This is a genomic window from Arthrobacter sp. ZGTC412, from assembly GCF_002929215.1.
Classification (GTDB): Bacteria; Actinomycetota; Actinomycetes; order Actinomycetales; family Micrococcaceae; genus Arthrobacter.
The window spans coordinates 292,655-314,407 of sequence record NZ_PJII01000004.1 but is presented as its reverse complement, the minus strand read 5'-3'; the positions used below and the strand labels follow the sequence as shown (position 1 = coordinate 314,407).

Genomic DNA, 21,753 nt, shown 5'->3' with positions numbered 1-21,753 from the left:
ACTCCGACAGGAGCGTTCGCTGGCTAGTACGCGTGAAGCTTGGCGTCCTGGTTCGCATTGTCCCGTGGCGGGGCGAAGGCGATTTCTTCCGTGCGGCTGATGCTCCGCTTGATGGACTCCCTGTCCACGCCAAGAAGCGAGGTCAGCCACATGCCGTTTTGGATGACCACAATGTCCGCTGCCCGGGCCCTGCATTCCTCCCACGAGAGCCCTGGCTGGGCGTTGGCGATCAGTGATGCGAGGCCGTCGATGTAGCGGTCGAAGGCCGCGGCGTTGATCTGCGCATAGTCCTCGTCGGCCTGGGCGAGGGCCCAAAGGTGCAGGCGCAGGGACAGGTAGCGTGTGGTCAACAGGTCAGCGCCGGCAATCCGCCGCAACGCCTTGCGCAGTTGCTCGTCCGGGGCCGCCGACGGATCCGGTGCGACCAGCAACAGGTCGTGCTCGTCCACCCGGCGAAGGGCTGCGCGGATCAGGCTCGTCTTGTCGTCGTAGTAGTAGTTGACCAAGCCCAGCGCCACGCCGGCTTCGCGGGCTACGGCACGCATGCTCACCCCGGCAATACCGTGGCGGGACAGCAGGTCCATCGCCGCTTCGAGGATGCGGGACTGCCTGTCGACCTGTTCGCCATTGTTCACGGTACTTGTCCCCATCTGGCCAGACTATTGCCAAACCCCGGGCAGCGCACTTTCGGGCAGGCATGGTCCGTTCGGTGCCTTCGCCTATCGTGGGACCTCAGCCGGGGCCCAGCTCAGGGCGGGCCCCAGCTTGCCGGCGATGTCGGTCAGGATCTGGACGTAATCCTCGTGGTCGAAGCTGAAGGGCAGCGCGAACGCCACCTCGTCGACCTCCTGGAAACCTGCGTGTGCGTACAGTTGCTCGGCGATCTCATCGCTGGTGCCGACAAGATCCGGGGCGAACAGCATGCCCTTTGGCCCCTGCGGCGCCCGTGTACGGGGAGTGCGTTCATCGACATACTGCTGGTACTTCTTCCGCTGGCCCTACGACGCCGAATCGGTCGGGATCACCACCAGACCCTGCGACACACGGGCCGGCCCATGCGCTGTTGCTGACGTTGCTGCGGCCTTCCGGAAGGCACGAATCTGGGATTGCTGGACGTGGGCAAAGTCGGGTTCCTGATCCGTTTCGGGAAAGACCACACTGCTGGAGAGCAGATTGAACCCGTTTGCCCCGGCCCAGGCCGCCGACTTCCTGCTGCCCGCCCCATACCAAAGGCGATTCCGCAGCCCGGGAGAATGCGGCTCTACGCGGGTGGAGAATTCTTCCACCACGCCTTGCCTGCCGGAAAAGTCCCGCACCGTTTCCCCTGCGATCAGACGTGCGAGCCGGTCCACGCGGGCGTAGCTGAAGTCCTCCAACTCCGCGGAATCCGGGTACAGCTCATGCTTCACCGTGTCGTAGTGCATCGGTTCCCCTACGCTCAGCCCCGGATTGATGCGTCCCCCGGCGAGCAGGTCCACGGTGGCCAGGTCCTCGGCCAGCCGCAATGGGTTTTCCCAGCCCAGCGGGGTCACCGCGGTTCCAAGCTCAATCCGTGAGGTGCGCTGGCTGGCAGCGGCCATCACCGCAATGGGCGAGGAGATTCCAAACTGCAGATGGCGGTGGCGCAGCCAGGCACTGTCGAAGCCAAGCCGTTCGCCAAGTTCGATGATCTGCAAAGTGGACTGGTGGCCCGAGGCGGGATCCGCCGGATCGAACAGGCCAATAGTGAGGAATCCCAGCTTGCGCAAGGGACGTGTGGAGTCGGGCATGGGGCTCCTTGAGATCGGGGTGCGGCTCCGTCTTAGAATATGTGCACGGAACTTGCGGTACTTCTGGCAACAACGCGATGAATCCCCGCCTCGCTGAAGCAAGACGGGGATTCATTCGTCGGCAGGTCCTTTACGTCTTGGGCAGGCCCGCCGGGTTCAGTTCGGACTTCTGGATAGCCTCGGAAGACAGTCCCCAGCGGTCCAGGATCTTGGCGTAGGTGCCGTTTTCGATCAGCTCGTTCAGAGCAGCCTGGGCGGCGACGGCAAGGCCGTTTCCCTTCTTGGTGGTGAAGGCGATTTCAGCAGTCAGCGGCCAGCCGCCGTTGAGGGTGCCCACCTGCTTGCTCTTGCCGTCCTGGGCTGCCTTATAGGCGGCCCCCGCGTTGGGCCCGAACGTCAGGTCGGCGCGGCTGGACTGAAGGGCCAGGGTGGATGCGGAGTCGTCGTCGTAATACTGGAACTCAACCGGCTTCAGGCCGTTCTTCTTGTTCTCCTCGTCCCAGCGCACCAGGATGGCCTCCTGATTGGTGCCGGAGCCGACGATGACGCGCTTGCCGGCCACGTCCTTGGCTTCCTTGATTTCGCCGATGTCCGAATCGCTCTTCGCGAAGAAGCCCAACAGGTCATTCCGGTAGGTGGCGAAATCGAACTTTTCCTTGCGGGCCTCGGTGACCGTGACATTGGAGAGCACGGCCTCGTACTTGCCCGATTCGACGCCCAGCGGCCAGTCGGCCCACGCAACCGGCAGGACTTCGACCTCCAGGCCCAGGGTCTCGCCCACGGCGTAGGCGATGTCCACTTCGCTGCCGATCACGGTCTTGTTGTCCGTGGCGAACAGGCTGAGCGGGGCGGTGCCGCCGGTGGATACTACAGTCAGCTTTCCATCGGCCTTGATGGCTTCGGGGACCAGCGCGGCGGCGGCGGAGTCCACGGAAACCTTGAAGCGGTCCTGTTCGGGGGACAGGTTGAAGGTCTTGCCTGCCGCGGTGGTGGTGGATGCCGACGTCGGTGCTGACGCCGCAGTCGCGCCGGGATCTGCGCAGGCAGCGAGTCCTAACAGCGCGGTGATGGTGAAGGCTGCGACGGCGGCCGGTTTTGCCTTGATGGGGGCCATTTTTCCTCCTTGAAGGCGGTAGCGGATGCAACGGAATGTGCTCGTTGCAGCAACTATCCGGCAGCGCGAGTAAGGGAATCAAAGGCCTTCGCAACCCGGAGATACAGGGGGTAACGGCGGTTAACCCGGCGACCGCGGCGGTCACATTCGGGAGGATGCTGCGTATTCCGGTGCAGGCCGAAATAGAACGGGCACCGCCGTGGTTATGCACTGAGTGCCCGCCGCGACCCGGCCGGCGAACTCTACGTAACGTTCTGAAAGGTCGGCTCCCACCGTGGCTCTTCCCCTCTCCATTCTTGACCTGGCAACTATCGGCAAGGGCCAGACGGCGGCAGAGAGTTTCGCGGGCAGCGTGGCCATGGCGCAGAGCGCTGAGAAGCTTGGGTACCGGCGGGTCTGGTACGCCGAGCACCACAACATGTCCTCCATTGCCTCCTCCGCCACCAGCGTCCTGATCGCCCACGTCGCCGCCCATACGGAGAGCATCCGGCTCGGCGCCGGCGGCGTGATGCTGCCCAATCACTCGCCACTGACCATCGCGGAGCAGTTCGGCACCCTGGAGACCCTGCACCCGGGCCGGATCGACCTTGGCCTCGGCCGCGCCCCAGGCAGCGACCAGAACACCATGCGCGCGCTCCGGCGCGACCCCATGTCCGCCGACAGCTTCCCGCAGGACGTCCTGGAACTTCAGGGCTACCTCACCGGACCCACCCGTATCCAGGGGGTTGAAGCAACGCCCGGCAAGGGCACCAACGTCCCGCTGTACATCCTGGGATCCTCCCTGTTCGGCGCCCGCCTGGCCGCCCAGTTGGGCCTGCCGTACGCCTTCGCCTCGCACTTCGCTCCGAATGCACTCCAGGATGCTGTGGCAGTGTACCGCCGTGAATTCAAGCCCTCGGCGCAGCTGGATGCCCCGCACGTCATCGCCGGCGTCAACGTCATCGCCGCTGATTCCGCCCCCGAAGCACAAGCCATGATGCAGGCCACCAAACGTGCCCGCGTTTCCCTGTTCTTCGGCGGCGGCCGTGAGTTCACCGACGACGAAGCAGACATGATCCTCGATTCCCCGCAGGGCCAGCACGTCTCGCAGATGATGACCTACTCAGCGGTGGGAACGCCCGACGTTGTTATGGATTACCTGGAAAGCTTCGGCACGCACGCAGATGCCGACGAACTCATCGTCGCCCATCAAAGCACCGGCACCGAGGCGCGGCTGCGTTCCGTGGAACTCCTCGCCAAAGCCGCCGGACTGGCCCGGGTCTGATGGCCACCACCAGCGAGGGGGTGGGGTTCCGCTCAGAACGCGGCCCCATCCTCATTGCACTGATGCTGTCCACCGGACTGGTGGCCATTGATTCCACCATCGTGGCCACCGCGGTCCCCTCAATCGTCCGCGACGTCGGCGGGTTCGAATCCTTCCCCTGGCTTTTCTCCGCCTACCTGCTGGCCCAGGCAGTTTCAGTGCCCATCTACGGCAAGCTTTCGGACATGGTTGGCCGCAAGCCGATCATCCTGGCCGGCATCGGGCTGTTCCTGCTCGGGTCCATCCTCTGCGGCATCGCCTGGAGCATGCCCGCCCTCATCGCTTTCCGCGCGCTCCAGGGACTCGGCGCGGGTGCCGTGCTGCCGGTGTCCATCACCATCGCGGGGGACATCTATTCGGTTGAGGAGCGTGCCAAGGTACAGGGCTACCTGGCCAGTGTGTGGGCGATCTCCTCCGTGGTGGGGCCCAGCCTCGGCGGCATCTTCTCCTCGCTGGGGATCTGGCGCGGCATCTTCCTGGTCAACGTTCCGCTCTGCCTGCTGGCCGGGTGGATGCTGCTCCGGACCCTGCACGAAAACGTTGACCGCGCCAAGCACAAAGTGGACTACGCCGGCGCGTCGCTGCTGGCGGTTTCGCTTGGTCTGCTGATCCTTGGCGCCCTCGAGGGTGGCCAGGGGTGGGAGTGGAATTCCCCTGTCAGCATTGGCATCTTTGCCGTGGGCGGGTTGTTGCTGGCGCTGTTCCTCGTGGTGGAGCGGCGCGCAGCGGAGCCTGTCCTGCCGTCCTGGGTAGTATCGCGACGGCTTCTTGGCACCACTGCGCTGGTGTCCTTTGGAGTGGGGGCGGTGATGATCGGGCTGACCTCGTATGTGCCCACGTTCCTGGAAGGGGCGCTGTCCACGTCGCCCCTGATAGCCGGTTTGGCGCTTGCAGCGCTTACTCTCGGCTGGCCGATCAGTGCCTCCCAGGCCGGGCGCCTCTACCTGCGGATCGGGTTCAAACCCACAGCCCTGATCGGCATCTCCATCACCGTGGTTGGCCTCCTGGCCCTGGCACTCACCGCGGCCACTCCCAATGTGGTGCTGGTCGCTGCCAGCTGCTTCGTCGTCGGACTCGGCCTGGGTCTGGTGGCCACCCCAACCCTTATCGCTGCCCAGTCCAGCGTGGAGTGGAATGAGCGCGGCGTTGTGACCAGCACCAACATGTTTGCCCGGTCCATCGGCAGTGCATTGGGCGTGGCCGTGTTTGGTGCCGTGGCCAACGCGATCTACGCGAACACAGCAGGGGAGGGTGACGCGCCCGCCGTTGTCGCCGCTTCAGGTGCCGTCTTCCTGGCGGCGCTGGCTGCGGGCATCCTCACCGTGGCCGCAGTACTGGCAATGCCCGCGGTGAAGGCGGGGAAGCCAGGTCAGGCCGACGCCGAGCCCGTCCCCAGCGATGCGGAAGGCAGCCACCGGCGCTGACGGCTTAACGCGGGCTAGCGGGAGGCGCGGAAAATTTCCGGGGCCGGCCGGGTGCCGGTGGCAAGGTCCGCGAGGATCCGGCCGACGACGGGAGTGAACTTGAACCCGTGCCCGGAGAACCCGGCGCCTATCACCACGGGCCCGATCCGGTCCAGGATGAAGTCCTCATCCGGGGTGGTGGTGTAGGTGCAGCTGATCGCCTCAAACGAGTCAGCGTCGACGCCGGGCAGCCACGCCCGCGCATAGTCCTGCAGGGCGGCAAGCTGGGCAGGCTCCGGCTGGAAGGTGCGCCGGTCCGGGTCCACTACCGGTCCCACGCCGTGCCAGCCGGCTTTGATCCCCTCGCCCGGAGTCTGCATTCCGTACACGGGGGAGTACCAGTTCTTATACTCTGCGGCGGTGCCCGGCGCGTGGTTGAAACCGGGCCATGCGGCGCCCTCATCCGCCACCCGGAAGTGCGCCGGCTGCTCCTGGGTGACCCTCAGCTTCGGAATCCGCACGCCGGTACTTCCGCCGGCGCCGGCCAGCAGTTTTTCAGTCCAGCCGCCGGCGGTAACAATCACCTGGGCAGCGGTGACCACCTCGGTGCCCGCGGCCGACTCCAAAGTGAGCCGGACGTCGTTGGCCATCACCTGGAGTTCAACCACTTTGGTGTGGTGGCGGATCTCGGCGCCCCGGGCTCTCGCGAGCCGCTGGAAGGCCGGCAAGGCAGCTTCCGGGTTGAGCTGGCCGCCGTCGGGCATGTGGAGTGCCTGCTGGTCGAAGCGGATGCCGCGCCAGCGCTCGCCTGCCTCCGCCGGGGACAGGAACTCAGCGCGTATGCCCGCCTGGTTCAATGCTGCGGCAACTTCCGGGAGCCGGGGGTCCGGGCCGTGATTGACGATTCCCGTCCGGGCCAGCACCTGTTCGCCGCTCTCCTGCTCCAGGTCCTCCCACAGGCTCAGGCCTTCGGCCAGCATGGCAACGTATTCCGGCCGGAAGTAGCCGGGATTGAGGTTGCGGGTGCTGCCGTGCGAGGCCCCGATCTTGTGTCCCGGCCCGAACTGCTCCACCAGCGTCACCTGGCGGCCGCGGCGGGACAGCGCCCAGGCTGCAGCCGAGCCCATGGCGCCGCCGCCGATCACCACGGTGTCCAGCATCGTTCCCATTAGTCTCCAATCACGTTAACAGCAGCGCCACGCCAATCATCGCCGGAACCGCCACCACGGTAGTAATCAGCACGGTGTCCTTGGCGACGGTGAGGCCCGTTTTGTAACGGCTGGCGGCCACAAAAACATTCTGCGCGGTGGGCAGCGCTGAGGTGACCACCACGGCGAACAGCAGATGCCCTTCCATGCCCAGCGCGAACCGGGCGAAGAGATACGCTAGCGCCGGCTGGACCGCCAGCTTGAAGGCGCTGGCGAGCAGGGTGTCCACCCGGCGGGCAGCGGAGGCCTGCAGCGGTCTGCTGCCGTTAAGGCTCATGCCAAAAGCGATCAGCATGGCCGGAATCGCAGCACCGCCGATCAGGTGGATGGGCTCCATGACCAGCGGCGGAACCTGCCAGCCGGTGCCGGCCACGAGCAGGCCAAGCGCGGAACCGACGATCATGGGGTTTTTCAGGATCATCACCACAAAGTTCAGGGGCGTGGTGCGGTGGGAACTGGTGCTCGAATCCAGGATCATCAGGAACAGCGGCGTGAAGAAGGCGAGCTGGAAAATCAGCAGCGGCGCAACGTAGCTCGCATCGCCCAGGACGTAAACCGCAATGGGGATGCCAAGGTTGGCGGAGTTGACCAGTGAGGCAGCCATGGAGGACATCAGGGACTCGGAAAGCGAGCGTTTCAGCCAGAACTTGGCGATCACGAAAAATATTGCGGCGGTGGCGATGGCCGAGACTGCCGCCACCAGCAGCGGAGCTGCGAAGACTTCGGCGAGGCGGGCCTTGCTCAGCGTTTCGAAGAGGAGCGCCGGGCTGGCCACAAAGAAGGTGAGGGAGCTGAGGACCTGCCGCGCATTATCACCCAGGATTTTCTGCCGGCCCACGAACCAGCCCACCAGGATGATGCACCAGACCACAAAGAAGCCGGCCAGGACACCTAGCAAGGGATAACCCGCAGCGGATCAACCCACGGGGCGCGGCGGAGGCAGGTACCGGGACGCACGCTCCGGGTTAGAGCGCAGCGTTGTTAAGGGCAAACGGGGGACGCATCATCCCCGGCGTGAGGCCCTCGGCTGGATCGTTGCCCAGCTGGATCACGCGGTTGTTTTCGTCCACGTGGACTACCCGCGGTTCGTAGGCCTTGGCCTCTTCCGTGGTCATTTGCGCGTAAGTAATCAGGATGACAATGTCGTTCTCGTGCATGAGGTGCGCCGCTGCACCGTTGATGCCGATAACGCCGGAACCACGTTCGCCGGCGATGGTGTAGGTCTCAAGCCGTGAGCCGTTAGTGACGTCCACAATGGACACGAGTTCGCCGGGAAGGATGTCGGCGGCCTCGAGCAGGTCCAGGTCAACGGTGACGGAACCTACGTAGTGCAGGTCGGCGTGCGTGACGGTGGCCCGGTGGATTTTGGACTTGAACATTGTTCGATTCATAACGGCATCAGTCTAGCGCCGGGTGCCCGGGCGCGCAGTGACGCAGGGAACAGTGACGCAGTGACGTCCCCTGCGCGGTGAAGGCGCGGGCGGTGACGCAAGGAGGGCCGCGCAGTCCCCACGTTTGGAATGACACGTACGACGGCGGCTGGTCACCCGCCGTCGTGCCTCGCCACTGCAGCTGCAGCAGCAGCGAGCGTCTCCCTCGCGGCCAGGATCGCCGGGCGCTGGGCGCTGGAGCGGCGCACCGAGGTGAAGACTGTGCGGTACGGCTTGCCCGGCAGTTCCAGCAGCTGGGCCGTGGTGCCGCGGCCGGTCCACACCAGATCCGGCATCAGGGCCACGGCGTTGCCGGATTCGATCAACCGGATCTGGGCCTGCAGGTCGGCGGTTTCAAAGCGAACGTCCGGTTCGAACCCCTCGCTCCGGCAGGCCTGCTCCGCCCAGTGCCGCGACGCCGCGCCCCGCGGCTCCATGACCCAGGCGAGGTCCGCGGTATCTGCCAGCGAACTGATGGCGGGCCCGCCGTCGGACGGCGGCGGAACTGCCAGCCTGATGGCATCGGTGGTCAGCCGGACGCGGTCCAGCTCGGGATAACGGGGAGCCGCATGCCCCGGGTACTGTTCGGCGATGACAAGGTCGAAGTCCCGGGCCCAGGTTTCGTGCAGCGCGGTTTCGGGCTCGCGCTGGATCATTTCGATGCGGACCTCCGGGTAGGTTTTGGCCATCCTCGTCAGCGCGTCCGGCATCAATGCAAGTGCCGCCGACTGGAAAACCGCGATCCGGACCGTCCCGGTGACGGTGGTCAGGGAAGCCGCGAGGTCGGCTTCGGCCTGTTCCATGGTTTCCAGCAGACTCGCCGTGTGCGCCACCAGCACTTCGGCCTGCGGCGTGAGCTGCACCCGCCGGCCGGTCTTGCGGAGCAGTTCCACGCCGACTTCCTTCTCGAGCAGGGCAAGCTGCTGCGATACAGACGACGGGCTGTACTGCAGTGCCTCAGCAACCTCGGCGAGTGTCCCCCGGATGCTCAGCTCCCGGAGCAGCCGGAGCCGGCGCACGTCAAGCATGGAGAATTCCTAACTGAAACTAACGAATATAGGTTAGAAGTAGTCACTTTATCTAATGCAAGCATGCTTGCATACTGTTGGGATCGAGTTACCCCCGTCACAGCGCCTCTAGGCGTGCCGCGGCGGGGTCGCACCCCAAGCAGGAGTTCCTGATGAGCACTAGAGATATGAGCCAGTCGATCATGAGGCGCAAGCCCATCGACGACATTGAGGAAGAGAACAAACACAGCGGCCTCTTTAAGTCGCTCGGGCTGTGGCAGCTTACGGCAATCGGCGTAGGCGGCATTATCGGCGTAGGCATCTTCTCCCTGGCGGGACTGGTGGCAGCAGGCAGTGAAGGCACGCCCGGGGTTGGGCCCGCGGTGCTGATTTCCTTCCTGGTGGCCGGCCTTGCTTCGGCGGCCGCGGCGCTGTCCTACGCGGAGTTCGCAGGCATGATTCCCCGTGCGGGTTCTGCCTACACCTACGGATATGTGGCGCTGGGAGAAATCGTCGGCTGGTTCATCGGCTGGGACCTCCTGCTGGAATACATCGCCATCGTGGCGGTAGTAGCCATCGGCATTTCCGGCTACCTTGAAGCGTTCCTCTCCGGCATTGGCGTCCACTTGCCGGTCTGGATGACATCCACTGCGGACGAGGGCAAGGGCGGCATCGTCAACATCCCCGCCATCCTGGTCTGCCTCCTGGTGACGTGGATCCTTTCCCGCGGCACCAAGGCGTTCGGCCGGTTCGAGCTGGTGGCCGTGGCTATCAAGGTCATCCTGATCCTCTTCATCATCGGGCTCGGCGTCTTCTATATCGACACCAACAACTACAACCCGTTTATGCCCAGCGGCTTCGGCCCCGTCCTGGCCGGTGCCGCCACCGTCTTTTTTGCGGTCTTTGGTTACGACGCCATGAGCACCGCGGCCGAGGAAGCCACGGACGGCAAGAAGCACATGCCCAAGGCCATCATCCTTTCGCTGATCATCGCGATGCTGCTGTACGTGGCTGCAACCCTGGTGCTGACCGGCATGCAGAACTACAGGGACATCGACCCGACTGCGGGCTTCGCGTCAGCTTTCACCGGGGTGGGCCTGCCCGTTATCGCCACGATCATCTCGGTCTTTGCGGTGCTGTCCATCCTCACCGTGATGCTGACCTTCCTTCTCGGCGTCACCCGCGTGTGGTTCGCCATGAGCCGCGACGGCCTGCTGCCGGGCTGGTTCGCCAAGACGGATCACCACGGCACGCCGCAACGCGTCACTTGGATTGCCGGCATCGCCTCCGCCTTCCTGGCCGGTGTGTTCCCTATTAAGGAAGTGGCGGACCTGACCAACATCGGCATCCTGGCTGCTTTCGTCGTCGTCTGCCTGTCGGTGATTATCTTCCGGTACAAACGCCCGGATGCTCCGCGCACCTTCCGCCTGCCGCTGATGCCGGTGATCCCGGCCTTCGGTGTGCTGGCTTCGGCATTCCTGATGTTCCAGCTGCACTGGGAAACCTGGGCGCGCTTCGGAGTCTGGCTCATCATCGGCCTGGCCATCTACTTCTTCTACGGCAAGAAGAACTCGCTGATGAACCCCAACAGTCCGCGGCACGAGGAGATTGTGGAGATGCACCGGCCCATCGGCTGACCCTCCCCACGTTTCGGTTGTTCTAACCCCGGCAGGCCCGCCTTCCACCCGCGCGATGCCCTATCAGTTACAGCTCCCATTTAGTGGTTTGGGGACTGTAAGTGATAGGGCAACGGGGGAGGAGGCGGGCCTGCCGTTTCCTGTTTAACGGGCCCTTCACGCACCCAAGAAACAGTTGGTGTTTCTAACCTGTATTGCTTAGGAAAGATCGCTTTATCTTACGTGAACGGAAGCTCATACTGGTTGGTAAGACCCCCTTGAACCACAGGAAAGAACGAGAGAAAGCCATGACCCACATTGCAATGGAGCCCGGAGTTGCGTCCGGAACAGCGCGGACCGTCAACGTCGATGTGCCGCAGGCGAAGGCGCTGGCGAACGAGACCGTAGCCCTGGTCCGCCACTGGCTGACGGAGGCGTCCAAGGTTCCCGTGGATGCTTCCGCCCAGCAGCTCGCGGGTGTGCTGAAGGACCCCAACGGCCTCGACTTCACCGTTGGATTTGTGGACGGCGTGGTCCGTCCTGAAGACCTGCATGTCGCCGCACGCAACCTCGCCGCCCTGGCCCCCAAGGTCCCGGCGTTCCTGCCCTGGTACATGCGCCGTGCGGTCCAGCTGGGCGGCACCATGGCTCCGGTCATGCCGCAGGTGGTTATCCCCATTGCCCGCAAGGTCCTGCGCGAAATGGTGGGCCACCTGATCGTGGACGCCACCGAGGCCAAGCTGGGCCCGGCGATAGCCAAGATCCGCAAGGACGGCATTAAGCTCAACGTCAACCTCCTTGGCGAGGCTGTCCTGGGTGAGCACGAAGCGTCCCGCCGGCTCGAAGGCACGCACACTCTGCTGGCCCGTCCCGACGTCGACTACGTCTCCATCAAGGTGTCCTCCACCGTTGCCCCGCACTCCGCCTGGGCCTTCGACGAAGCCGTGGAGCACGTCGTCGAGAAGCTCACCCCGCTGTTCCAGCGCGCCGCCTCCTTCGCCGGCAATGGTAAGAAAGCCAAGTTCATCAACCTGGACATGGAGGAGTACAAGGACCTGGACATGACCATCGCGGTCTTCACCAGGATTTTGGACAAGCCGGAGTTCAAGGACCTCGAGGCCGGAATCGTGCTCCAGGCCTACCTCCCGGACGCACTCTCAGCAATGATCCGCCTGCAGGACTGGGCCGCCGAACGCCGGTCCAACGGCGGCGCGGCCATCAAGGTCCGCGTGGTCAAGGGCGCCAACCTGCCCATGGAGCAGGTGGAATCCTCCCTGCACGACTGGCCGCTGGCCACCTGGGGCAGCAAGCAGGACTCCGACACCAGCTACAAGAGCGTCATCAACTACTCCCTCCACCCGGACCGGATTCAAAACATCCGGATCGGTGTGGCAGGCCACAACCTCTTCGACATCGCCTTCGCCTGGCTCCTGGCCAAGCAGCGCGGCGTGGAATCCGGCATCGAGTTTGAAATGCTGCTGGGCATGGCCCAAGGCCAGGCCGAAGCCGTCAAGAAGGACGTCGGCTCCCTCCTGCTCTACACCCCGGTGGTGCACCCGGCTGAGTTCGACGTCGCCATCGCCTACCTCATCCGCCGCCTCGAAGAGGGCGCAAGCCAGGACAACTTCATGTCCGCTGTGTTTGAGCTCAGCGAAAACGAGGTCCTCTTCGAGCGGGAGAAGCAGCGCTTCCTCGCGTCGCTGGCAGTACTGGACGACACGGTTCCGGCAGCCAACCGGCAGCATAACCGCAACCTGCCGCCGGTTCCGATGCCCCACAGCGGTTTTGAGAACACTCCGGACACGGACCCGTCCCTCCCCGCCAACCGCGACTGGGGCCGTGCCATCCTGGGACGCGTCCCGTCCTCAACGCTCGGCAACGCCTCCGTTGCCGCAGCCGGCATCAGTGACGAGGCCGAACTGAACCGCGTTATCCAGACCGCGCTGGACAAGGGCAAGGCCTGGGGACAGCTGTCCGGCGCCGAGCGTGCCGAGATCCTGCACCGCGCCGGCGACGTCCTGGAGGCCCGCCGCGCCGACCTGCTCGAGGTCATGGCCAGCGAGACCGGCAAGACCATCGACCAGGGTGACCCCGAGGTCAGCGAAGCCGTGGATTTTGCCCACTACTACGCCGAGTCCGCGCGGAAGCTGGACGAGGTCGACGGCGCCACGTTCGTCCCGGCGAAGCTCACCGTGGTCACGCCGCCGTGGAACTTCCCGGTCGCCATCCCCGCAGGATCCACCCTCGCGGCACTCGCTGCCGGCTCCGCCGTCGTTATCAAGCCCGCCAAGCAGGCCGCCCGCAGCGGCGCCGTGATGGTGGAAGCGCTGTGGGAAGCCGGTGTGCCCCGCGACGTGCTGACCATGGTCCAGCTAGGTGAGCGGGAACTCGGTAAGCAACTGATCTCGCACCCGGCCGTTGACCGCGTGATCCTCACCGGCGGCTACGAGACCGCCGAGCTGTTCCGGTCCTTCCGCCAGGACCTGCCGCTGCTGGCCGAGACCAGCGGCAAGAACGCCATCATCGTCACCCCCAGCGCAGACCTGGATCTCGCCGCCAAGGACGTTGCGTACTCTGCGTTCGGCCACGCCGGCCAGAAGTGCTCCGCCGCATCGCTGGTGATCCTGGTGGGCTCGGTGGCCAAGTCCAAGCGGTTCCACAACCAGCTGATCGACGCCATCACTTCGCTGAAGGTGGGCTACCCGGAGGATCCCACCAGCCAGATGGGCCCGATCATCGAGCCCGCCAACGGCAAGCTCCTCAACGCCCTCACAACCCTGGGTGAAGGTGAGAACTGGGCCGTTGAGCCGAAGAAGCTCGATGACACCGGCCGGCTCTGGAGCCCGGGCGTGCGCTACGGCGTCAAGCGCGGTTCCTACTTCCACTTGACCGAATTCTTCGGACCGGTACTGGGCGTGATGACTGCTGAGACACTGGAAGAGGCCATCGCCATTCAGAACCAGATCGAGTACGGCCTCACCGCCGGCCTGCACGCCCTGAACACGGAGGAGCTGGGCATCTGGCTGGAGGCTATCCAAGCCGGAAACCTGTACGTGAACCGCGGTATCACCGGAGCCATCGTGCAGCGCCAGCCCTTCGGCGGCTGGAAGAAGTCGGCCGTGGGCGCGGGCACCAAGGCAGGGGGACCCAACTACCTGGCGGGCCTGGGCGACTGGACTGCCGCCACGAGCACTGCGGACGCCACTGTCAGCCACCCCGGTGTCCGGCGGATCATCAATGCCGCCGGTTCCGCCCTGGAACCTGCGGAACTTGAATCCGTCCAGCGGGCCCTGGCCTCGGATGCGCAGGCCTGGTCGGAGGAGTTCGGCGAGGCGAAGGACGTCTCCGGCCTCAGCGCGGAGCGCAACATCTTCCGCTACCGCAGCCTGCCGGTGACGGTGCGGCTGTCCGAAGGCGCGCCGCTCGCGCACCTGGTCCGGACCGTAGCAGCCGGCGTGCTGGCGGGCTCGGAGTTGACGGTGTCCACTGCCGTCGAGCTTCCCGCCCAGCTGCGTCCGGTCCTCACGGCGCTGGATATCGACGTCAAGGTTGAGTCCGACGGTGAGTGGATAGTTGCCGCTGGCCAGCTCGCGTCCGCCGGCAAGCTCTCGGGGGCGCGCATCCGCCTGATCGGCGGAGACGCCGCTGCCCTGGCGACGGCGACGGGTGGCCGTCCTGATCTTGCTGTCTATGCCCATCCGGTCACGGAGGCGGGCCGTGTGGAACTGCTGCCATTCCTGCATGAACAGGCCGTCAGCATCACCGCGCACCGATTCGGCACGCCGAACCACCTCTCGGACGCCCTGATCTAGCTCCGCTCCCTGCATAACAAAGCGGAAGGCCGGGTGGCCACCTTCATGGTGACTGCCCGGCCTTCTGTTGTACTGCTTGGCGGGCTGTCCGTCAGCCCAGGTACCAACCCGGCGGTGTCCATGTCACCGGCACGCTGTGGGCGGAGAACTGCTCGCAGCGGGTGCAGGTGTAGGCGGCTTCGCCAAGGGTAGCGACCGAACCGTCGCGCCTGTATGTCGGCGGAATAAAGGACTCCAGATAAATGAATTCGTCCGTGCGGCACTTGTCGCAGGTGGGCTTGCCCACGTATCCGGAGTCCGTGGTGGCCAGCCCGGAGCCGAGGTTGGAACGGCGGGTGGCTTGTGGCCGCGCAGTGTTGTGCGGGCGGGCATGTGCAGGGCTGAGATGGGTGTTCTTGGCTGTCGTCATTGGCTGCCTGTCCCGAGCGCGCGACTTGGCAGGCGGGGCGCACTCGTATTGAAGAACTGGCCAGCTGCTTGACCATGGGAAAACCAGCATAGGTTATGCGATGTTGGGCATCAATGGAGAACGGGTTGTCTTCCCTCGTCAGCGCCCCGGTTTCGGGGTGGAGCTGGCGGCCGCTGCGCCGCTCTCCAGCAGCACCAGATCCATGCCAAGTCCGGCTGCTTCGCTGCAGCGGGCATCGCGGTATGGCCGCCCATGGACTGTCCCACCAGCGCGATGGGGCCGCCCGCCGCGGATTCGATCACCTGGACGACGTCGGCGACGAAGGCCTCGCGCGAAAGGTTGCCGGGCCTCCAGGTGCTCCGGCCGTGGCCTCAGGCCGGCCGGTTGATGGTCCTGCCCACGATGGACTGCGTCAGCGCGTCGATCACCTCGGAGTTGGCCAACGGGTTGCGGATCAGCGTGAAATCCACGTCGCCTACTGCCGGCAGGTCAAAGCGCCGCGTGATGATCTTCAGGTCGTCGGGCACCAGGGAGGACGGCATCACGGCCACCCCAATGCCAGCCCGGACGGCGGCCAAAACGCCGCTGATCTGGCGCGTGGTGCAGGTGATGCGCCAGGTCCTGCCGTGGGCCTCCAACGCATCGATGGCGAGCTTCCTGCTCAGGCTGGGTGAAGGGTAGGCGATCAGCGGGACAGGCACGCCTGGTTCCAGCATGGTCTGTTCCTGGCCTACCCAGGAGAAGGAGTCATGCTGGACCACAGTGCCGTCCTTGGCGCCGGCCACCCATTTCACGAACACAAGGTCCAGCTGGCCTGCGTTGAGCTTCCGGTACAGCTGGTCACTCTGCCCGACCGTGAGCTCAAGGTTGATCTGCGGATAGATCTGGCGGAACTCGCGAAGGATGCGTGGCAACCCGGTGATAGCGAGGTCATCAGCTGTGCCGAACCTGAGCCTTCCGCGCATGGCCGAGCCGGAGAAGTACCGCGCTGCGGCGTCGTGGGCGGAGAGGATATTCCGCGCAAACCCCGCCATCGCATCACCATTGTCCGTCAGCCTGACGTCGCGGGTATCCCTAGTGATGAGTACCCGCTTGGCGGCCGTCTCCAGCTTGCGGACGTGCTGGCTGATGGTGGGTTGGGCCAGACCCAGCCGCTCAGCCGCCTTGGTGAAACTGAGGGTTTCCGCGACCGCCAGGAAGGAGCGCAACTGGGCTGGTTCAAACACTTTTGACTCCGGTGGCAAGGGGCGGACTTAGGTGACATTGCAGTTCGCAATACGATTTATAGAGACGATAAGCCTCCATAATCACGTGCTCTCAGCCTAGCGTTAACGGCATCCCGGACCGACCGCAATTTGAGGACTCTCCTGTGGCACCCCCACCGCCTTCATCGGCAACCGTCACCCAACCCGTCATCGACTCAGCCGGCTCCGCACCGCCGGACAACCAGACCCAGCCCCTCGCCGTCGTCCCTGAACGCCTTCTGTGGAAGCACACCTTTATCTCCCTGAAGGTTCCCAACTTCAGGATCTTTGCGATTGGGCACTTCATCGCCGTCATCGCCATCTGGATGCAGCGCATTGCCCAGGACTGGATGGTCCTGCAGCTTTCCGGATCCGTGACGGCCGTGGGGATCACCGTGGCGCTGCAGTTCCTGCCTTCCCTGCTGCTGGGACCCTGGGGCGGCATGGTGGCGGACAGGTTCGCCAAACGGAAGATCCTGATCCTCTGCCAGAGCATGGCCGCGATCCTGGCCGCCGCGCTCGGGGTTCTTGCGCTGACCGGCGCCGTTGAGGTCTGGCACGTCTACCTCATCGCCCTGGTCCTCGGCCTGGTGACAGTGCTGGATCAGCCAGCCCGGCAGGTGTTCGTCAACGAACTGGTGGGTCCGCAGTACCTGCGCAATGCCATCAGCGTCAACTCCACCACGTTCCAACTCGGCGGCCTGATAGGTCCCGCCCTCGCCGGCTGGCTGCTCACCGCAGTTGGGGCAGGGTGGGCGTTCGCAGGTAACGCCCTCGCCTGTTGTTCAACGGTGGCCATGCTCCTGATCCTTCGGAAGGACCAGTTGTTTATCAGCACCCCCGCCCGCAAGAGCAAGGGAATGCTCCGTGAAGGACTCCGCTACGCCCTCAGCAAGCCCACCATCTACTGGCCGTGGCTGATGGCCGGGTTCATTGCGGTTTTTGGGATGAGCCTGCCGGTAGTGCTGGCCGCCTTCGCAGATCAGATCTTCGACGTCGGAGCCGGAGGCTACGGACTGCTGAATGCGCTCGTGGCTCTCGGCGCTTTAGCGGGAGCAGTGGCGTCCACCCGACGCCGTCAGCTGAGGCTCCGTTCCGTGGTGTTCTGCGCCGGTATGTACGGACTCATGCTCTGCCTTGCGGCCCTGGCGCCGTCGATGCCGGTGTTCGGGGCGGTGATGGTGCTGTCCGGATTCTGGTGCCTGATGTTCCTGACCGGTTCCAACCAGCTTGTCCAGGTGAGCTCGAATATGAGTATCCGTGGCCGGGTCATGAGCCTGTACATCATGGTGCTGATCGGCGGCCAGGCAATAGGCGGGCCAATGCTTGGTTGGCTCTCGGAGCACGCCAGTCCGCACATGGCCTTGCTGGTGGCCGGGGGAGTCCCGGCACTCGCTGCCCTGACAGTCGCCGTCGTCCTGGCCCGGAAAGGGTCGCTGCTGCTGAGGGTCAGCCTCAAGGACCGCCGCCACCCCGTGAGCATCGTCAGCAAGGCGGCGGCCTGAAGCCGCGCTATAGGGCGAGGTGCGGGTACGCCTTTTCGCGCTTCTGGAACTCGAGTACATCCTTGTTGCGGACAACGCCCTCGCGGATCTCGATGGCCCGGGTAATGGTGTCATTAGCGGCCCATGCCTCCGGGCCGTCGATGACTGTTGCCAGGAACGGGAGCAGGGCCTGGCTGATCTCCCAGGTGGAGGAGTTCCAGAGATAGGACGGGCTGTGGTCCACCGCGTAATAGTTGATGTGGTCACCGACGGTGAACATGGGATCTGCGAACGTCGTGGATCTCGCCCAGCTGAAACCCATTCCCTCGTCGCAGGAAACGTCCACGATCAGGCTTCCCGGCTTGAAGGCAGCGAGGTCCTCCGTCTGCAGATAAGTCAGGGGATTATTTGGGTCCTGCAGCGTGCAGTTGACCACGATGTCGCTCTCGGCCAGGAATGGCGCCAGCGGTACCCGGCCCCGCTCGGTGATGACCTGGCTCAGGAAGGGCGCTTCGTCGTCGTGATCAAACTGGACGATATTGACCGAATGGATGGGGGCGCCGACGGCGGCGACCCCGCGGTTGGTCAGCACCTGGACGTCGTGGACACCATGGGCATTGAGTGCGGTGACGGCCCCTCGGGCTGTGGCCCCGAAACCGATCACCACAGCGGTCAGCCGCCGTCCATAGTCGCCGGTGGAACCCGTCAGTGCCAAAGCGTGCAGTACAGAGCAGTACCCGGCAAGCTCGTTGTTCTTGTGGAACACGTGCAGGCCGAAACCGCCATCACTGGCCCAGTGGTTCATTGCCTCGAAGGCGATCAGCGTCAACTTCTTGTCGATTGCCAGCTGAGTGATGGCGCGGTCCTGGACACAGTGCGGCCAGCCCCAGAGGGCCTGGCCGTCCCGGAGCTCGGCCAGGTCCTCTGGCTGCGGCTTGGGCAGGAGTACGACGTCGGCCTCCGCCAGGAGGTCCTTCCGGCTCGCCATCCTGCCCACCAGAGTTGAGAGATGCTCGTCCGAGACGCCGAAGCGTTCGCCGTAGCCCTGCTCAAGGATGATGTGCTGGCGGACCTCTGGCGCGATGCGCTCAAAATGCAGCGGGTGGATGGGGAGCCGGCGCTCGGCAGGCTTACGAGTGGAGGCCAGGACTCCCAGGGTCAGTTTGTTCTCCGGGCTGGTCACTTCTTCTTTGCGGCCTTGCCGGACGTGGCGTCCAGGGAGCCTGCAGGCGCTGAGGCGGCCCTCTTGTCTGCGCGCTTTTCCTTGATGGACTTTCCGGATTTAACGGATGCTGTTTGACGCGGGGACTTGTCAGCCATGAATGCTCCTGTAGCGGAACCGAAGAGGTTCCTGACCTCTGACCCTACACGCCGGCACCTAATGGCCCGGGGTAGTTGTTGCGCCTCTCGCTGCACTTGGAGCGGCTGACGGGAATCGAACCCGCGTATCAAGCTTGGGAAGCTAGCGCTCTACCATTGAGCTACAGCCGCATCGCCCCGTTTCAGGGGCAGAACATAGCTTAGCGCAGAAGTGGCAGCTGGCCGCCCAGGCGGAGGGGTGGGCTGGCCGTGTCCGGTCACCGGGGCGTCATCCAGTAACTCTTCAATAACGTACCGGGTTCGGGCTAGGTAGGGGCGGGGGAGCGCGGGCTAACCTGATCCGGGTAGCTGCAGAGCCGGGGGGTGCAGCTGCTGGCAGGTAGACGACAACCAGGAAAGATCCCGATGGCATTCGCAGAGCATGAGGTCCTCATCCAGCGCGACGCCATGGCTGTCTACCTGTACCTGCTTGATGCCACGAACCTTCCGCTTTGGCGCGACGGTGTCCGCAGCGTCAAGCTGCTCAAAGGTTCCGCCGGAACCAAGGGCGCCGTGTACAGGAAGATGGTGGCAGGACGTTCCGGACTGAGCATTCCGGCCGATCTGGAGATTACGGAGGCAAGGCCAGGCGCCGAGATCCAGTTCCAGGTCACCTCCGGCCTGGGCCGGCGTGTAGGCGGTTACTACCTCAGCTCCGAACCTTCGGGGACCCGCGTCCGCTTTGCCCTCGAAGTTTGGCCGGAGGGCAGGTTCGGTTTCCTGCACAGGCTCGGGTTCCTGAGCAGGATGGCTCAGCGGAACCTCAGCTCCGAGGTAGCTCAACTGGACTGCCTCGAGGACGTCATGGAGCTCCAGCCGGCCATCTAGCACTTACTGCGCCAGCCGCTGCCCTGCCCACGGGCCGGCAATGTTCGACGGCGACGTAAGGCTTCCGGAGGTCAGGTCCCAGTACTGGACCACATCCGAGGCCCGGCGCAGCGCCAAACCGGTGGAGTTCAGCCCGGTGACGTCCCGGAGCGGCCTAATGCCCGTGACGTCACCCCAGCCTGTTGCTACGGTAGCCCTCGCCTCGGCGCGCAGGGCGGTGGTGCCCCAGCCGCGGTGAAGCTGGACTGACCCGTCCGTGCGTACCGCCAGGATGTCCTGGAACCCGTCGGCGTCATAGTCCACCATGGACAGCTTCCGGGCGGTGCCGATATTGCCGATCAGTGCACGGCCCGAGAGATCTCCCAGGCCCTTATTCGGGTACAGGTACAGGTTTCCGGCTCCGTCCAGGGCCAGGAGTTGGGGGAGCCTGTTGTTGGCGCACCACCCGCCAACTGCAAGGGATAAGGGCTGCCATCCGCTGCTTCCAAGCGTCACCGGCGCTTCGAATCCCCCGGCAGCAATCCCCCGCTGCAGGGTCAGCTTGCCGTCGGTCCATTGCGTCAGGACGTCGTACGCGCCGTCGCGGTCCCAGTCAGTGGTGAAGACTTCCTTGGCACCTGCGAAGCCAGACCCGATCGCCTTGCTCGCGGCATAAGTGCGCGCGCCGGTGGATGCCCGCGCGAGCAGCTGCCCTGCGGAGTCGATGGTCACCAGGTCGCCTGGCCCCTTGATGGCTGCGGCAGAAAGGTCCAAAGTGGGCGGCATGTGCTTGACGGGAGCATCGCACATGGTTGGCGCCGGCGGCGGGACGGCGCCGCCCGACCCTGCTCCGCCGGGGGAGTTGAGGGTGCCGGCCGGCAGTGTGGTGTAGCCAAAGAAGTTCACCACGCCCCAAATGGTGTACTGGCTGTTGGTGTAGGAGATTCCGGCGCCCATGACGTTGAAGCGCGGATCAATCAGCATGGCGTTGTGGCCGGGAGAACCCTTCCACCACTCCACCAGTTGTGCAGCGTCCCGGTCCGTGCGGATGGCAATGACCTCGCCGGCACCGTTGTTGGGACTCATGGCCCGGGGGTCAGTCCAAAAATTGGCCCGGTGCTCGATGACTTCCCGTGAGGCAATGCTGTTCGACCATTCCTGCGCTAACCCGGCCACCGTGGGGTGGTACTTCACCGGGTTCAGGCCCTTGGACGCCCGGTATTCGTTGATTCTGTTAAACACAGTGAGAACAGCGGCAGCGTTGCTGTCCGGGACCAGGGCCTCCGGCGCGGGCAGGGCAGTAGCAGACTCGGGGGCCCCCAGGCGCTGGGGCGAAGGGGCCAGTTCCTCGTCCGGCCCCCAGAGCGGGGGAATCGACGGAACTTCGGGAGCCGATGCTTCTGCGGCAGGGGTGGCGGGTGCAGGTGCAGGCAGGGCTTCTGCCTTTGCCTCTGCCGGAGGGATCGCAGCTGCTGGCTCCGTTACGGCGCCCGCTGTTGCAGCGGGTGATGCCGGACGTATATCCGGTTCCACGGCAAGGTTAAGCCCGGACGCAGCTGAGCTGTCGCTGGAGGAGGCATCGCCGTCGTCGTTCACACCCGCCGGACCCAGGGTGACACTGTGCAGGCTTGCCGCGCTCGCCGCCTTGCTCACAGCGACCTGCAAGGGGGCTGTACCCGCGGACGAGGAAACCAGCGCCAATGCGCAGAGCACGCCAATAAAAGTGGGCGCGACCAATCTATTCACAACATCCCCAGCTCTGTTGGGCCATCCGGGAGACCATCCGGC

The 21,753-nt window shown here is 64.9% G+C and carries 17 protein-coding genes, 1 tRNA gene and 2 pseudogenes; 6 read left to right on the top strand and 14 right to left on the bottom strand.

From position 1 onward, the window contains the following. Positions 1–23: 23 nt before the first annotated feature. The 3 genes and pseudogenes from CXQ88_RS08205 to CXQ88_RS08195 form a co-directional block, all read right to left on the bottom strand. Positions 24–650 (bottom strand): TetR/AcrR family transcriptional regulator, encoded by a 627-nt coding sequence (locus tag CXQ88_RS08205; protein WP_104043659.1) that lies wholly within the window; start codon positions 648–650, stop codon positions 24–26. A 69-nt stretch (positions 651–719) separates the two neighbouring features. After that, positions 720–1,769: pseudogene (locus tag CXQ88_RS08200) on the bottom strand (LLM class flavin-dependent oxidoreductase). Positions 1,770–1,899: 130 nt separating this feature from the next. Beyond that, positions 1,900–2,883, bottom strand: a complete 984-nt coding sequence (locus CXQ88_RS08195; RefSeq protein WP_104043658.1) for an ABC transporter substrate-binding protein — start codon at positions 2,881–2,883, stop codon at positions 1,900–1,902. A 274-nt stretch (positions 2,884–3,157) separates the two neighbouring features. Here CXQ88_RS08195 and CXQ88_RS08190 point away from each other — a divergent pair, with 274 nt between their 5' ends. Further along, positions 3,158–4,147: an LLM class flavin-dependent oxidoreductase gene (locus CXQ88_RS08190; RefSeq protein ID WP_104043657.1), complete on the top strand. Its 990-nt coding sequence runs from the start codon at positions 3,158–3,160 to the stop codon at positions 4,145–4,147. Then, the gene (locus tag CXQ88_RS08185; protein ID WP_104043656.1) at positions 4,147–5,610 is read left to right on the top strand and encodes an MFS transporter; all 1,464 of its coding nucleotides are present in this window, start codon (positions 4,147–4,149) and stop codon (positions 5,608–5,610) included. The genes CXQ88_RS08190 and CXQ88_RS08185 overlap by 1 nt, the downstream gene beginning before the upstream one ends. Before the next feature lie 14 nt (positions 5,611–5,624). Here CXQ88_RS08185 and CXQ88_RS08180 read toward each other — a convergent pair whose 3' ends face one another. The 4 genes from CXQ88_RS08180 to CXQ88_RS08165 all read right to left on the bottom strand — a co-directional run bounded on the left by CXQ88_RS08180 (position 5,625) and on the right by CXQ88_RS08165 (position 9,255). Then, positions 5,625–6,758, bottom strand: coding sequence for an FAD-dependent oxidoreductase (locus CXQ88_RS08180; RefSeq protein WP_104043655.1), 1,134 nt, complete (start codon positions 6,756–6,758; stop codon positions 5,625–5,627). Between the two features lie 10 nt (positions 6,759–6,768). Beyond that, positions 6,769–7,695: an AEC family transporter gene (locus CXQ88_RS08175; protein ID WP_104043654.1), complete on the bottom strand. Its 927-nt coding sequence runs from the start codon at positions 7,693–7,695 to the stop codon at positions 6,769–6,771. A gap of 67 nt (positions 7,696–7,762) precedes the next feature. Continuing rightward, positions 7,763–8,188 (bottom strand): aspartate 1-decarboxylase, encoded by a 426-nt coding sequence (panD, locus tag CXQ88_RS08170; RefSeq protein WP_181037447.1) that lies wholly within the window; start codon positions 8,186–8,188, stop codon positions 7,763–7,765. 152 nt (positions 8,189–8,340) lie between these two features. Then, positions 8,341–9,255, bottom strand: coding sequence for a LysR family transcriptional regulator (locus tag CXQ88_RS08165; RefSeq protein WP_104043652.1), 915 nt, complete (start codon positions 9,253–9,255; stop codon positions 8,341–8,343). Between the two features lie 152 nt (positions 9,256–9,407). Between CXQ88_RS08165 and CXQ88_RS08160 the strand changes: the two genes are divergently transcribed. Beyond that, the gene (locus CXQ88_RS08160; RefSeq protein WP_104043651.1) at positions 9,408–10,871 is read left to right on the top strand and encodes an amino acid permease; all 1,464 of its coding nucleotides are present in this window, start codon (positions 9,408–9,410) and stop codon (positions 10,869–10,871) included. A gap of 287 nt (positions 10,872–11,158) precedes the next feature. After that, positions 11,159–14,662 (top strand): bifunctional proline dehydrogenase/L-glutamate gamma-semialdehyde dehydrogenase, encoded by a 3,504-nt coding sequence (locus tag CXQ88_RS08155; protein WP_181037446.1) that lies wholly within the window; start codon positions 11,159–11,161, stop codon positions 14,660–14,662. 91 nt (positions 14,663–14,753) lie between these two features. Here the strand turns inward: CXQ88_RS08155 and CXQ88_RS08150 are convergent, their stop codons facing one another. The 3 genes and pseudogenes from CXQ88_RS08150 to CXQ88_RS08145 form a co-directional block, all read right to left on the bottom strand. Next, complete coding sequence (locus CXQ88_RS08150; RefSeq protein ID WP_104043650.1) at positions 14,754–15,071, bottom strand: hypothetical protein; 318 nt, start codon at positions 15,069–15,071, stop codon at positions 14,754–14,756. 110 nt (positions 15,072–15,181) lie between these two features. Continuing rightward, a pseudogene (locus tag CXQ88_RS22665) lies at positions 15,182–15,382 on the bottom strand (hypothetical protein); the annotation flags it as partial. A gap of 60 nt (positions 15,383–15,442) precedes the next feature. After that, positions 15,443–16,297 carry a LysR substrate-binding domain-containing protein gene (locus tag CXQ88_RS08145; RefSeq protein WP_104043649.1) on the bottom strand — a complete coding sequence of 285 codons (855 nt, stop codon included), beginning with the start codon at positions 16,295–16,297 and terminating at the stop codon, positions 15,443–15,445. Positions 16,298–16,440: 143 nt separating this feature from the next. Here CXQ88_RS08145 and CXQ88_RS08140 point away from each other — a divergent pair, with 143 nt between their 5' ends. Further along, positions 16,441–17,820 carry an MFS transporter gene (locus CXQ88_RS08140; protein ID WP_104043648.1) on the top strand — a complete coding sequence of 460 codons (1,380 nt, stop codon included), beginning with the start codon at positions 16,441–16,443 and terminating at the stop codon, positions 17,818–17,820. Positions 17,821–17,827: 7 nt separating this feature from the next. Here CXQ88_RS08140 and CXQ88_RS08135 read toward each other — a convergent pair whose 3' ends face one another. The 3 genes from CXQ88_RS08135 to CXQ88_RS08130 form a co-directional block, all read right to left on the bottom strand. Beyond that, the gene (locus CXQ88_RS08135) at positions 17,828–18,982 is read right to left on the bottom strand and encodes a N(5)-(carboxyethyl)ornithine synthase (protein ID WP_104043647.1); all 1,155 of its coding nucleotides are present in this window, start codon (positions 18,980–18,982) and stop codon (positions 17,828–17,830) included. Then, positions 18,979–19,119 carry a hypothetical protein gene (locus CXQ88_RS21730; protein WP_181037445.1) on the bottom strand — a complete coding sequence of 47 codons (141 nt, stop codon included), beginning with the start codon at positions 19,117–19,119 and terminating at the stop codon, positions 18,979–18,981. The genes CXQ88_RS08135 and CXQ88_RS21730 overlap by 4 nt, the downstream gene beginning before the upstream one ends. Before the next feature lie 97 nt (positions 19,120–19,216). Further along, positions 19,217–19,290: transfer RNA gene (locus tag CXQ88_RS08130), tRNA-Gly, on the bottom strand. A gap of 234 nt (positions 19,291–19,524) precedes the next feature. Here CXQ88_RS08130 and CXQ88_RS08125 point away from each other — a divergent pair. Beyond that, positions 19,525–19,986, top strand: a complete 462-nt coding sequence (locus tag CXQ88_RS08125; RefSeq protein ID WP_104043646.1) for an SRPBCC family protein — start codon at positions 19,525–19,527, stop codon at positions 19,984–19,986. Between the two features lie 3 nt (positions 19,987–19,989). Here CXQ88_RS08125 and CXQ88_RS08120 read toward each other — a convergent pair whose 3' ends face one another. Further along, complete coding sequence (locus tag CXQ88_RS08120) at positions 19,990–21,618, bottom strand: CAP domain-containing protein (RefSeq protein WP_258061752.1); 1,629 nt, start codon at positions 21,616–21,618, stop codon at positions 19,990–19,992. Positions 21,619–21,753 lie beyond the last annotated feature (135 nt).

What these genes read in the sequence shown, in the direction of transcription:
- CXQ88_RS08205 (WP_104043659.1), bottom strand. Translation starts at nt 650, where the DNA reads ATGGGGACAAGTACCGTGAACAATGGCGAACAGGTCGACAGGCAGTCC.
- CXQ88_RS08195 (WP_104043658.1), bottom strand. Translation starts at nt 2,883, where the DNA reads ATGGCCCCCATCAAGGCAAAACCGGCCGCCGTCGCAGCCTTCACCATC.
- CXQ88_RS08185 (WP_104043656.1), top strand. Translation starts at nt 4,147, where the DNA reads ATGGCCACCACCAGCGAGGGGGTGGGGTTCCGCTCAGAACGCGGCCCC.
- CXQ88_RS08180 (WP_104043655.1), bottom strand. Translation starts at nt 6,758, where the DNA reads ATGGGAACGATGCTGGACACCGTGGTGATCGGCGGCGGCGCCATGGGC.
- panD (WP_181037447.1), bottom strand. Translation starts at nt 8,188, where the DNA reads ATGAATCGAACAATGTTCAAGTCCAAAATCCACCGGGCCACCGTCACG.
- CXQ88_RS08165 (WP_104043652.1), bottom strand. Translation starts at nt 9,255, where the DNA reads ATGCTTGACGTGCGCCGGCTCCGGCTGCTCCGGGAGCTGAGCATCCGG.
- CXQ88_RS08160 (WP_104043651.1), top strand. Translation starts at nt 9,408, where the DNA reads ATGAGCACTAGAGATATGAGCCAGTCGATCATGAGGCGCAAGCCCATC.
- CXQ88_RS08155 (WP_181037446.1), top strand. Translation starts at nt 11,159, where the DNA reads ATGACCCACATTGCAATGGAGCCCGGAGTTGCGTCCGGAACAGCGCGG.
- CXQ88_RS08150 (WP_104043650.1), bottom strand. Translation starts at nt 15,071, where the DNA reads ATGACGACAGCCAAGAACACCCATCTCAGCCCTGCACATGCCCGCCCG.
- CXQ88_RS21730 (WP_181037445.1), bottom strand. Translation starts at nt 19,119, where the DNA reads ATGGCTGACAAGTCCCCGCGTCAAACAGCATCCGTTAAATCCGGAAAG.
- CXQ88_RS08125 (WP_104043646.1), top strand. Translation starts at nt 19,525, where the DNA reads ATGGCATTCGCAGAGCATGAGGTCCTCATCCAGCGCGACGCCATGGCT.